Source organism: Staphylococcus sp. 2S1 (assembly GCF_046721335.1).
GTDB classification, from domain to species: domain Bacteria; phylum Bacillota; class Bacilli; order Staphylococcales; family Staphylococcaceae; genus Staphylococcus; species Staphylococcus equorum_A.
This window is the reverse complement of the sequence record NZ_JBEUUJ010000003.1, coordinates 2430255-2443568: the sequence shown is the minus strand read 5'-3', so window position 1 is coordinate 2443568 and position 13314 is coordinate 2430255. Positions and strand designations below refer to the sequence as shown.

General features: G+C 32.4%; 8 protein-coding genes and 4 pseudogenes. 6 read left to right on the top strand and 6 right to left on the bottom strand.

What is annotated here, in order from left to right; translation table 11 throughout:
• Positions 1–95 precede the first annotated feature (95 nt).
• A pseudogene (locus tag ABLV90_RS12700) lies at positions 96–1218 on the top strand (HAD family hydrolase).
• Between the two features lie 166 nt (positions 1219–1384).
• Here the strand turns inward: ABLV90_RS12700 and serA are convergent.
• The 3 genes and pseudogenes from serA to ABLV90_RS12685 form a co-directional block, all read right to left on the bottom strand.
• Positions 1385–3004: pseudogene (gene serA / locus ABLV90_RS12695) on the bottom strand (phosphoglycerate dehydrogenase).
• Positions 2997–4157, bottom strand: a complete 1161-nt coding sequence (locus ABLV90_RS12690) for a pyridoxal-phosphate-dependent aminotransferase family protein (RefSeq protein WP_427704237.1) — start codon at positions 4155–4157, stop codon at positions 2997–2999. Before ABLV90_RS12690 ends, serA begins: the two are co-directional and overlap by 8 nt.
• Positions 4158–4320: 163 nt before the next feature.
• Complete coding sequence (locus ABLV90_RS12685) at positions 4321–4761, bottom strand: SACOL1771 family peroxiredoxin (RefSeq protein WP_460872727.1); 441 nt, start codon at positions 4759–4761, stop codon at positions 4321–4323.
• Between the two features lie 79 nt (positions 4762–4840).
• On the opposite strand from ABLV90_RS12685, the gene ABLV90_RS12680 reads away from it, so the two are divergent.
• Positions 4841–5581: a glycerophosphodiester phosphodiesterase gene (locus ABLV90_RS12680; RefSeq protein WP_427707879.1), complete on the top strand. Its 741-nt coding sequence runs from the start codon at positions 4841–4843 to the stop codon at positions 5579–5581.
• Positions 5582–5662: 81 nt separating this feature from the next.
• Here the strand turns inward: ABLV90_RS12680 and ABLV90_RS12675 are convergent, their stop codons facing one another.
• From ABLV90_RS12675 to ABLV90_RS12665, 3 genes and pseudogenes are all read right to left on the bottom strand, one after another.
• Entirely contained in the window at positions 5663–6190 is a 528-nt protein-coding gene (locus ABLV90_RS12675) for a GNAT family N-acetyltransferase (protein ID WP_002507336.1), read from the bottom strand.
• Between the two features lie 189 nt (positions 6191–6379).
• Positions 6380–6983: pseudogene (gene rpsD / locus ABLV90_RS12670) on the bottom strand (30S ribosomal protein S4).
• A 257-nt stretch (positions 6984–7240) separates the two neighbouring features.
• Positions 7241–7705: a GAF domain-containing protein gene (locus tag ABLV90_RS12665; protein WP_427704241.1), complete on the bottom strand. Its 465-nt coding sequence runs from the start codon at positions 7703–7705 to the stop codon at positions 7241–7243.
• 229 nt (positions 7706–7934) lie between these two features.
• On the opposite strand from ABLV90_RS12665, the gene ezrA reads away from it, so the two are divergent.
• The 4 genes and pseudogenes from ezrA (at position 7935) to ABLV90_RS12645 (ending at position 13103) form a co-directional block, all read left to right on the top strand.
• The gene (gene ezrA, locus ABLV90_RS12660) at positions 7935–9626 is read left to right on the top strand and encodes a septation ring formation regulator EzrA (protein ID WP_460872726.1); all 1692 of its coding nucleotides are present in this window, start codon (positions 7935–7937) and stop codon (positions 9624–9626) included.
• Positions 9627–9852: 226 nt separating this feature from the next.
• Positions 9853–10989 (top strand): cysteine desulfurase family protein, encoded by a 1137-nt coding sequence (locus tag ABLV90_RS12655; RefSeq protein ID WP_460872725.1) that lies wholly within the window; start codon positions 9853–9855, stop codon positions 10987–10989.
• Positions 10986–12210: pseudogene (gene thiI, locus ABLV90_RS12650) on the top strand (tRNA uracil 4-sulfurtransferase ThiI). The gene ABLV90_RS12655 and the pseudogene thiI overlap by 4 nt, the downstream one beginning before the upstream one ends.
• A gap of 119 nt (positions 12211–12329) precedes the next feature.
• Positions 12330–13103, top strand: coding sequence for a sulfite exporter TauE/SafE family protein (locus ABLV90_RS12645; RefSeq protein ID WP_460872724.1), 774 nt, complete (start codon positions 12330–12332; stop codon positions 13101–13103).
• The last annotated feature ends 211 nt before the right edge of the window (positions 13104–13314 follow it).

The following is a 13314-nucleotide window of genomic DNA, read 5'->3' as shown; positions in this document are numbered from 1 at the left end:
GTTTGATAAAATGATAAAAATACATTGCTCTTTTCATGGGTAAATAGTACGATGAACTAGTATCAGAATTTTCTGATTTAAGGAGAGTAGATGAGATGAAGTCGGTATTATTTGATGTTGATGGTGTTTTTTTAAGTGAAGAAAGGTGTTTTGATGTATCCGCATTGACGGTTTACGAAATGCTTATGAGTAAAGATTATATGGGATTAGATCCATCTATACAATTTGATGATTTAAGTGATCAACAAATTACTGAAATAAGAGATATCGTATTCTATCATGATGAAATTTTAACTAAGTTAAAATCACTTGGATTAAATTCAAATTGGGATATGTTATTTGTAGTAGTTGCCATTCACTTTATTGAAATTTGCAAGACATTACCCCAAGAAAAATTAGTGGAAGTTTTAAACTCAGAAAGCTTTAATCAAGAAACATTGCAACAGATTGGTGAAAACATTTTTGATATAGAATTGAACTTTGAGTCACCATTATCGTTTTTAGATGGTATAAGTTCAGGAAAAGACAATATTTATCAAACACTTGTTACGCATGCTCGGTGATCAGTTAAATACAAAACAAACAGCACTATTTGAACTAAAAAGTCCGTTTTGGACGCTTGCGCAAGAAGTTTACCAAGAGTGGTACTTAGGCTCCCAGTTATTTAATGAAGTAGAACAAAAGCCTAACCGTACAGAATTTAAAGAAGGATACATATATAAAGAAGTCGTGTTAAGACCTGTATCTGAAATTAAACAGTTATTAACAGATTTGAAAGCTGCTGGCTATCATATAGCCATTGCAACTGGTAGACCTAGAACAGAAACAATAGTGCCATTTGAAGCAATTGGTATCAAAGATTTATTTGATGACTTACATATTGTTACCGCAAGTGAGGTATTAATCGCTGAGGAACAATATCCTGAGTTAAAGCCATTAGGTAAGCCTAATCCCTTTAGCTATTTAGCAACATTAGAAGGTAATCATTTAAAAAATTATGAACGATATGCTACAAATCAAGAAAATCGTGTTAATAAAGATGATGTCTTTGTGGTAGGAGATTCATTAGCAGATTTATTAAGTTCTAAGAAAATAGGGGCGACTTTCATTGGTCCATTAACAGGTTTGAAAGGTCAGAATGCTCGTGAAGAATTAGAGTCTTATGACGCTGAATATATCGTAGACCATGTAGGAGATATCAGAGAAATATTATTGTAATTAAAAAAGATACTACGCTTATTATTTGATGACTAAAAAATAAAGCGTCAGTATCTTTTTTATTGTTAATAAAAAACACCAATCCATTAGAAAACTAATAGATTGGTATTTTTAATTTGAGAAATAAGCTATTTATGTTCCGGGTTCTTTTATGATGATTCACTATTTAAATGTTGTAGTTTGCATCACTCTGGATATCAAGTTCAACGCTTCGTATTAAATTAAATCCTTCAATTTGATATAAAGCATCAATAACATCTGGTGTAACAGGATGATCTATTGATAATACCATTAGCGCATTACCACCTTGGTTTGTACGACCAAGATGCATAGAAGCGATATTGATATCATATGTGCCAAGAATTTGTCCTGTACGGCCTACAATGCCTGGTCTATCGTTATGATTTATTACCAGTTGGTGATGTTCAGGTTTAAAGTCTACTGGATAGTCATTTATACGTACGATTCTTGGACCATAACCATTGAGTACAGTTGCACCAAGTTTAATTTGAGTATCTTTATTGATTAATGTTAATTCTATATAGTTACTAAAACCACGATGTTTTGTGTTTTTTTCAATATTATAAGATACACCTTGTTCATTTAAGAGTACTAAAGCATTGATTAAGTTTACACGCTCTGCTAAATCTTGACGTAAGACACCAGATACAAGTGTTCTGGTAATCAAACTTGTATCATCTAATGCAATGTCACCTTCGTATTTGATTTGTAGTTCGCGCGGTGCTTTTTCAAGTAATTGAATACCCACTTCACCTGTCATTTTACTTAATTCAATATAAGGCTTCAATTCATCATTGATTTCACTGTAAGTCATTTTTGGTGCATTAATCGCATTTAAGACGTTACCATTTTCGAAAATATCCACGATTTCATTTGCTACTGAAACAGCTACTTTTTCTTGTGCTTCAACAGTGGATGCACCTAAATGTGGCGTAACAATAATTTTATCGTGCTCAACAAGAGGGGACTCAGTTGTCTGGTTCGCTTTCAAATACATCTATCGCCGCACTTTGAATTTGATCATTGTTCAAAGCGTCTAATAGCGCTCGCTTCATCAATAATACCACCACGTGCTACGTTAATAATCTGTAACGTCGGTTTTGCTTTTTCGAAAAATGCTTTACCGACGATACCTTTGGTTTTTGGAGTTAATGGTGTATGTACAGTAACGAAATCTGCTTGTTCAGCAATTTCTTCAACTGTTGCACGTGTTACATTTAGTTCTTTTGCTTTATCTTCAGATAAGTAAGGATCAAAAGCTAAGATATGCATACCGAAACTTTGTGCGCGTTTTGCAACACCTAAACCAATTCTACCAAGCACCAATGACGCCAAGCGTTTTATTATAAAGCTCTGTACCTCTATATGTTTTACGGTCCCATTTTCCATTTTTTAATGACTGATGTGCTTGTGGGATATTACGCGCCATTGATAAAATCATGGCCATAGAGTGTTCAGTTGCAGAAATAGTATTACCATCTGGTGCATTAATTACAATAACACCATTTTTGGTCGCCGCATCAACATCAATGTTGTCAACGCCGACGCCGACTCTAGCAATAACTTTTAAATTTGGCGCTGCTTCAATCATCTCTGCAGTGACTTGTGTCTGACTTCTAACGATTAAGCCTTGGTAATCACCAATTTTTTCAACGAGTTCGCTTTCATTTAATTCTGTATTGATTTCGACTTCGAAGTCTTTATGGTCAATTAAACTTTTTAAACCTTCTGGTGAGATTGGATCAGATACTAAAATTTTATACATATGCTTTTACGACCTCCATGTACTGAGTAATTGCGGTACCAATATATGATTCTTTTCTGAATTCTGTTAATAGAATTTCTAATGCTGATACGACTTGTAAAATATCAAAAGGTGAAATTTGACCCATATGACCTATACGTAGAATTTCTCCTTTTAGATGACCTTGTCCACCCGCAATTGTTATAGCAAAACGGTTTTTAAGTTCTTTTTTAATGAAGTTGAGTTCTTCTTTTGATTTAGGTACAAAAGCTGTAACAGTAGGTGAAGCATATTCGTCTTGTACCAATAATTCTAAGTCTAATGATTTGAGTGATTGTCTTAAAGCATCACGTATTGCATAATGACGTGCAATAACTTGGTCTAATCCTTCTTCTTCAACTAATTTGGCATATGCATTCACACCTCTAAATAACGAAACGTTTGGTGTGAAAGGTGTTGAATTTGCTTCTAATGATTTTAAATATTTATTTAAATCTAAATAAAACCTCGGCGTAGTAACTTGGCTAAATCGTTTTTTAGCACGATTATTGTAAGCTACAAACGCTAAGCCAGGAGGCAACATAATGGCTTTTTGACTACCAGATATAAGAACATCAATCTGATCTCGTTGTAAGTCTACATTAACTGCACCGATACAACTCACGCCATCAACGATAAAGTAAATCGATTCGTCGTAGGCTTTAAGGGCATGTCCTAATTCATGGACAGGGTGCAAAACTGCAGTGGATGTTTCACAATATTGACTATAAACTGCTGTAATATCTGTGTTCAATGATTTTAAGAAGTCAATAAATTCAGGCACATTTACAGCTTTACCCCATTCGACTTCAAAAATATGTACGTTATCGTAATATGTTTCAGCAATTTGTTTAAAACGATTACCGAAAGCACCTGAAACAATGATAACAATATCGTCGTCAGGATTTGCAATATTTAACATACTTGCTTCTAAAGAACTTGTCCCGCTAGAAGTTAATATCATTACGTCATTTTGCGCACCGAATATTGGTTTTAGTGCACGAAACGCTTCTTCAGCAATTGTTTCAAAGTCACTTGATCTGTGTCCGACCATTGGTGACTGTGTTGCGTGTAAAATTTCTTCTGGTACTGGCGTTGGTCCTGGTGTAAGTAACATAGGACGATAATATTTCATGTGTGATTCCCCCAATGCTTATGATTGTCTTAGTTTAGCAAATTTTCAGAAAATATAAAAGTGCAAAAGTTAAAAGATAATGTAAATAAACAAAATAAAATATCATGAAAGGGCATACATTGTTATCACATTCATATTCCGTCATATATAAAATTTTTTTAAATTATTTTATTTTTGGTTCTATTTTTACAGTGACATTACCTTTAATTGAGTTTGAAATCATACAATTATTGTCCGCAACCTTTAAGAGTTTAGGTAGTTTTCTAACTAAACTATCTTTTTGTGCAGTTTCAACTTCAATAACAGGGTAATGGATAATGTTGTCCATACGAAATTTTGCATTTTCAAAAATAGCTGTACCTATAGATGATTGTTGAATTTCTATATTATTAAAACCAGAACGTTCGAGTACAGCCGCAAGTGAGATAATATAACAAGAAGATGCAACTGAAACTAACAATTCATCTGGATTTGTACCAGTTCCATTGCCACCTAAACCTGATGGTATAGATATTTGTTCATCTAATACGTCTCCGTGAAGTTGACCTACAGCTTCGCGACCACCAGACCATTGTGTGTTTACTTTGAATTCATGTTGAACCATAACGATTGACCTCCAGTTGATTTGTGATAATTTAAGTTTAGATGAAAATAAGCTATAAAGAAAGAGGAGAGCAATTTTAATGACAATATATACTTCTGACAACAAGCTCATATTAGTGGCACATCGTGGTATTGCTACATATTTTCCTGAAAATACGATGATTGCTTTTAAAGCCGCACTTATAAGTAATATTGATATATTAGAAATAGATATACACAGGACATTAGACAATCAACTTGTAGTTATTCATGATGATTCGATTGACCGTACCTCAAATGGATCAGGAAAAATCAAGGATATGACTTTAGCAGCTTTGCAACAATTTGATTATGGTATAACTAAAGATAAGCAATTTGAAGGAGAGACATTACCAACATTGGATGAAGTAATTAAATTAATCCAAGACTATCCTCAAAAATTATTAATAGAACTAAAACAACCGCAGAATTATCCTGAAATTGAAAACGAATTAATAGATGCATTAAATGCTTGGAATTTACCAAAAAACAAAGTCATCATACAATCATTCAATCAAAAAAGTATGAAAAAAATATTTGATATGAATGAAGGATATGAGCTAGGTGTATTGATTAGTAAAAAGAAGTATTGGTATAAATTACCTCCATTTAAAAGCATTGCGGCCTATGCCAATTATGTAAATCCCAATTATGCATTAGTTACAGAGAAGTTTTTAAAAAGTGCACATCAGTATAGATTGTCAGTGATGCCCTATACAGTTAATGAACATGAACAAGCAAAATCATTGCAGAAATTAGGGGTAGACGGACTGATTTCAGATAACCAAAATGATATTTTGTAAAATGAAAAAGTTAAAAAAGCTTAAATGAATAGTAAAGATTCATTTAAGCTTTTTATAGTTTTAATAAATAGGCAAGACATATTATTTAATATGAGATAAATCATTATCGTGATGATTTACCCAATTCTTTTTTAATAACCCCATCACATGACAATCACTATATTCACCGCGAGTATAAAAATGTTCTTGTAATGTACCTTCGATGGAGAAGTTTTGTGCTTTATAAATATGAACGGCTTTTTCATTGTTTACATCAACAAATAAATATATTTTGTGGAGATTAAGTACTAGGAATGCATAATCAATAGCCATTTTAAAAGCGCTTTTAGCGTATCCTTTACCACCATATTCGGAATCAATGATAATTTGAATTTCACAATTACTATGTATAAAGTCAATTTCAACTAATTCAACAACACCGATACGCGTTTGATCTTTTTCAATAATAAATCTACGTTCAGTTTCATCTAATAAATGTTTTTTATATAATGATTGAAGCTCGCTTAATGATTGATAAGGTTCTTCAAACCAATAAGACATAATGGAATATTCATTATTTAAGTGATGTACAAAATCTAAATCTGTCTCCTCTAATGCTCTAATAATCAAATTTAACACTCCTTTACCCATAGCATACAGTAATTATTATAAAAAAGTAAAAAGATATTGTGCTTTAAAGCGGGGGAGTTAAAAAGATTTCTATTTATAATTAAATAATAGGGGGCAGTTTATTACTTTTATAGAAATAAAAAAACCAAGAAATCCTCAAAAGGACTTCTTGGTTTGAAATTAAAACGCTTATCTTGAGTAATACTCAACGATAAGTTGTTCGTTGATTTCAGCAGGTAATTCACTACGTTCAGGAACGCGTACATATTTACCTTTTAAGTTGTCTGCATCAAATTCTAAGTACTCAGGTACGAAGTTGTTGATTTCAACAGATTCAGCAATGATATCTAATTTTAAAGATTTTTCACGTACTGAAATTTCTTGACCAGGTTTTAAAGTATATGATGGAATGTCAACACGTTTACCATCTACTAAAATATGACCGTGGTTAACAAGTTGGCGAGCTTGGCGACGCGTACGCGCTAAACCTAATGAATATACAACTGCATCTAAACGAGCAGACTAGTAATTGCATGAAGTTTTCACCATGGACACCGTGTTGGTTACCAGCAATTTCAAATGAGTTACGGAATTGTCTTTCAGTCATTCCGTATAAATAACGTAATTTTTGTTTCTCACGTAATTGTAATGCATATTCTGATAATTTTTTACGTTGGTTAGGACCATGTTGGCCTGGAGCGTATGGACGCTTCTCTAATTCTTTACCAGTACCACTTAATGAGATACCTAAACGACGTGATTTTTTCCAGTTCGAACCTCTAAATCGAGCCATAATAGACTCCTCCTTTTTCTCTTTTGTTGTTATGAAAAAACAAAAAAGAGTGTTGCATGCTTATTTGGATATATTGTTTTATGTATCCTCACCTCATAGCTACGGTTACACGACACGTCCGCGTTGGGAACAACATAGAGCCAACTAATAGGCAACTGCTAATTTCGTTTATTCACACAAAGTACATTGTACCTTTGTTATAAATGACTGTCAACAGTAAACAAAGATTTACTTATTAGAAAGGCAAGCGTTAAATGTTAAGCTATTTGTTGTTCAATAATGCTTACGATTTCTTCTAAAGCAATTTTATCTGTGTTTGAAAAGCGATTTATAATAGGGGCATCAATATCTAAGACACCAATGACTTGATTGCCTTTATGAATAGGAACAACAACTTCTGACTTACTATTCGCATCACATGCAATATGTCCTGGAAAAGCATTAACGTCTTCAACGAGTTGTGATTCATTTGTTTCTACAGCTGTGCCACATACGCCCTTGCCGATAGCGATATGTACACAAGCAGGATGGCCTTGGAATGGTCCTAGGATTAATTCATTATTTTCTATTAAATAGAAGCCAACCCAATTAATTTGATCTAATGAATCATTTAGTAAAGCAGAGACATTGCTAAGTATAGCAATTAAATTTGATTCATCTTCGATTAGACTAGCAACTTGCTTTTGTAATAAATCGTAATTTGTTTCTTTTACCTCTGTCATATTAATAAAACCTCACTTTTTACTTTTCATTTAGTATAAAGACTGTTTTAATAGTAATCAATCAAATGATTTGTAAGGGCTTTTTTTAGTAGCAACATGATACATAATATTAACAGAGATAGATTTACTATGAAATTTAAAATATTATTATTGATTAATTCATTTTCTCTTTTAATGCATGGGTAAATTACGTTATAATGAATAGTGATAAAATAGGAGGAGAAAACATATGGTATTGTATATCATTCTAGCAATTATTGTTATTATACTGATTATTGTCGGTGTATTATTCTATATGCGTTCGAATAAAAGCCAAATGATTGAGAAGGCTGAAGAACGAAAATTACAAGTAGAGCAATTACCCTATGATGAAAGTTTATCTCAATTATCTGATTTAACTTTAACAGGTGAAACAAAATCTACTTATGATAGATTAAAACAAACGTCTTTAGATAGTAAAAATCAATATTTGTTACCATTAGAAGAAAAGATTCACAATGCGGAAGGTTTACTTGATAAATTTAAATTTTCGCAAGCGCAAACTGAAATTGATGAAGCACATGAATTGATGGATAAATACGAAGAAAATTATAATGTATTAACTACAGATGTCGAAGATATTATGGGCGTACATAAAGAAAGTGATCACTTATATGAAGCATGTAAAGTGGATTACCGAGAAATGAAGCGCGACGTGTTAGCGAACAGACATCAGTTCGGTGAAGCGACAGCGCCATTAGAACATGAAATTGAAGCATTCGTACCAGAAATGGAAAGCTATGAATCATATAAAGCAGAAGGTAATTATGTTTACGCACATGAACATATCAAAACTTTAAATGAAGATATGAACTTTTTAAAAAAGGATATGTCAGAAATTCCTGAGTTAATCAGAGAAGCACAAAAAGAATTACCTGGACAGTTCCAAGATATGAAATACGGATGTAGAGATCTCAAAGTAGAGGGCTATGATTTAGATCATGTCAAAATTGATAGTACTTTACAAACGCTTAAAACAGAACTTAGCTTTGTAGAACCGATGATTAGTAGATTGGAACTTGATGAAGCGAATGAAAAATTAAATAATATTAATGATCGTCTTGATGAAATGTATGAATTAATTGAGCATGAAGTTAAAGCAAAAAATGAAGTAGAAGAATCAAAAGAAGTCATTACAGATAATTTGTTTAGAGCGAAAGAAATGAATTATACATTACAAACTGAAATTGAATATGTACGTGAAAATTACTATATAAATGAAAGTGATGTACAGAATGTAAGACAGTTTGAAAATGAAATTCAAAACTTAATAGCTGTTTATGATGAAATTCTAAAAGAAATGGCCAAATCTGCAGTACGTTACAGTGAAGTTCAAGATAACTTGAAATATATCGAAGAGCATGTAGCTGTAATTAATGAAAAACAAGAAAAATTACAAAATCACTTAATTCAACTACGCGAAGATGAAGCGGAAGCAGAAGAAAATATCTTACGTGTACAAAGTAAAAAAGAAGAGGTTTATAGAAAGCTATTAGCTTCTAATTTACCTAGCGTACCGGAACGTTTCATTATAATGAAAAATGAAATTGATTACGAAGTGCGTGAAGTAAACAAGAAATTCAGTGTACGTCCGATACATGTTAAGCAATTGAAAGATAAAGTATCTAAAGTAGTGCCGCAAATGAATAAATTTGAAGATGAAGCTACGGATGTACTCGTTAATGCAGTTTATGCTGAGAAACTTATTGAATATGGTAACCGTTACCGTAAAGATAGTTCAAATATAGATAAAAGCCTTAATGAAGCTGAAAGACTATTTAAAAATAATAGATATAAACGTTCAATTGAAATATCTGAACATGCGTTAGAAAGTGTGGAACCAGGAATTACAAAACAAATAGAAGATCAAGTTATTGGTTAAATTATTTATTTTTTAAAAATAACACGAGTAAGACACGAAATGAATTATGATTTCGTGTCTTTTCTTTTTATTAAAAGCGCGTATAATGCTTAAAGGGAAAGTATAAAATTAATTTTTAAAATGACAGAAAAGTATTGTTGTTGATGTAATAACTTAAATATAAATATAAAATTAGTGTCACTTCTTATATAAGTGTGTATGATAAAAATGAAATGGAGTGAAAGAATTGATATATCTTGATAATGCCGCAACGACAAAGCCAAACCAAGACGTGTTGGATACTTATGTAAAAGTAAATCAATCATTGTATTTTAACCCTAATAGTCCACACCAAGCCGGCTTACAAGCAGACCAATTGTTACAACAAACTAAAAAACAAATAAAAGATTTGTTTAATTTAGATGAAAAATTTGATATTGTTTTTACAAGTGGTGCGACTGAATCTAATAATATGGCGCTTAAAGGCGTAGCATATAAGAAAAAAGCATTTGCTAATGAAATAATCACTTCAGTACTTGAGCATCCATCTGTATTAGAAGTTGTACGTTCATTAGAAACAGAAGGATTTATTATTAAATATGTTGATGTTACTGACGAGGGTCAAATCGACTTGGACCATTTAAAAACATTGATGTCGGATGATGTTGCTATAGTAACCTGTATGCACGTTAATAATATTATGGGTCAAATCCAACCAATAGAAGAAGCAACAAAAATTGTGCACCAATATCCCAAAGCACATTTTCATGTAGATGCAGTACAAGCGATTGGTAAAGTGCCATTATGCTTTGAAGGTGTAGATACGTTGAGTTTGAGTGGGCATAAATTTCACGGTTTAAAAGGGCAAGGTATATTATTTGTTCGAAATATTCATCAACTTGAACCTATTATTCACGGTGGTGGACAAGAATATGGTGTGAGAAGTGGTACAGTTAATTTACCAATGGATATTGCAATTGTTAAAGCCATGAAAGCAACTGTGAATCATACCACAGAACTTAACCATGCTTTAAGTGAATTTAATGCTGACTTATGTCAATTTCTTACAGGTTTTCACGGCATTAAACTGAATTCACCTCAAAATTCGGCGCCACACATTCTTAATGTTGGATTACCAGGCGTTAAAGGCGAAGTATTGGTCAATGCTTTTTCAAAACATAGTATTATGTTATCTACAACAAGTGCATGTTCATCTAAAAAATCGAGTCTAAACGAGGTGCTTTTAGCGATGAATATACCTAGAAAACAAATTGAAGGTAGTATTAGAATTTCAATGGGAGCCAATACGACTCAAGAAGATATTCAAATATTTAAAGATAATTTTTATAAAGTATATGAAGAAGTAAGGGAGCTGTTAGTATGATTTATGATCATATATTAGTTAGGTATGGTGAATTAACATTAAAAGGCGCTAATCGTAAAATGTTCGTGAATAAATTGCGCGCAAATGTAAAGCGTTCATTAATGCCATTGCAAGGTTATAAAGTAAAAGCGAATAGAGATAGAATGTATATTGAATTAGACGAAGGCGCAGATATAGATGAAATGTGTAATAGACTTAAAAAAGTATTCGGCATTTATTCTATTAGTCCAGTGTTAAAAATTGATAAAACTGTAGAAGCGGCAAATGAACAAGCCATTCAATTTGCAAAAGACTACGCAAACGGAGATACATTTAAGATAGACGTGAAACGTTCAGATAAAAACTTTCCTTATGACACTTATCAATTACAACGTGGCATTGGTGTCATGGTATTAAATGCAACAGAGGATTTAACTGTTGATGTCCACAATCCAGATCACAATATAAAAGTAGAAGTCCGTTTAGATGCCATTTATGTTTATGACAAAACCATAGCTCGGACTTGGTGGCTTGCCAGTTGGAACAGGTGGCAAAACATTACTTATGCTCTCAGGTGGTATAGATTCTCCTGTAGCAGGTATGGAAGTCATGCGTAGAGGTGCAATGATTGAAGCCATTCATTTTCATAGTCCGCCATTTACAAGTGAAAAAGCTAAAGAAAAAGTTATTGAATTAACACGTATTTTAGCTTCTCATGTAGGTCCAATTAAATTACACATTGTGCCTTTTACAGATTTACAAAAACAAGTTAATAAAGTTGTACATGAACGTTATACAATGACATCTACACGTCGTATGATGATGAGAGTGGCAGACAAAATTGTTCATGAAATTGATGGGCATGCCATTGTAAATGGTGAGAATCTTGGTCAAGTTGCGAGCCAAACGTTAAAAAGTATGTACGCAATCAATAGCGTAACTTCAACACCAGTGTTACGTCCATTACTCACATTAGATAAAGAAGATATCGTGAAAAGAGCTAAAGAAATTGGAACTTTTGATGTCTCTATTCAACCTTATGAGGATTGTTGTACTATTTTCACACCAAAAAATCCGGTAACTGAACCTGATATTGAAAAAGTGGAAAAATATGAAAATATTTTTGATTTTGAACCATTAGTACAACAAGCTGTGGATCAAATCGAAACAATAGAAATTTCAAATGACTACCAAAGTGATAAAGACTCAGAGACACAAGCTTTGGCAGACGATTTATTTTAAATATAAATATAAGTTTAAATTATAGTAAGCATCATTTAAAAAATAGAAAACTTAGTTTTAGATGTTCAATTTATAATGAATAATCAGTTAACATGATTTAAACAGACAGGGGTTGGCGCATGTTAGAGTGGGACATTTCAATTGTAATTATCATCATACTTCTTGGATTTTTAGCAGCGTTTATTGATGCAGTTGTCGGCGGTGGAGGGTTAATTTCTATCCCTGCGCTTTTAGCAGTGGGTATGCCACCAGCTATGGCTTTAGGTACAAATAAATTAGCCAGTGCGTTTGGATCGATGACTAGTGCATTTCGTTTTTTAAGGTCAGGCAATGTCGATTTGAAAATTGTTGGAAAGTTATTTCCATTTGTATTCCTAATGGCTATGGGTGGTGCGAGTGTTGCTACATTTTTACCGTCTGAACTTTTGAAGCCAGTCGTAATCATTATCTTAACACTTGTCATGATTTATACATTAATGAAAAAAGATTGGGGTAGTATACGTACTTTTACAAAACTTACTACCGGTAAAGCCATATTATTTGCCGCGTTAATGTGCTTAATTGGTCTATATGATGGATTTTTAGGCGGTGGCACAGGTTCATTTATGCTTTTTGTTTTATTAATGTTTGGATTTGATTTTCTAGGTGCAGCAGGCAATGCTAAAGTGTTAAATTTTGCATCCAATTTAGGGGCATTAATATTATTTATATTTTTAGATCAAGTCGATTATTTTTATGGTTTTATCATGGTCGGTAGTATGATTTGTGGCTCATATTTGGGTGCTTTATTCGCAATTAAAAAAGGTGTTGGTTATGTCAAAGGTCTGTTTATTGTAGTTACTGCTATTTTAATTTTGAAAAATGCGTATGATTATTTAATGCAAATCATATAGTACTTAAAAATAGATTAAATTAAAAATTATATAACAATCTCATGCAAAATCTTCAGTGCTTATCTTCCTTTTTCAGTCCAGCCTTATAGGAACGGGAATACGAAATCAAATTTTGACTTCGTATTTCCGTTCTTTTTTGTATATGATTTTCGAAAATATAATATAATGTCTGTTCATATTTTAGTACCTTATTACTACAGTTACGATAAAA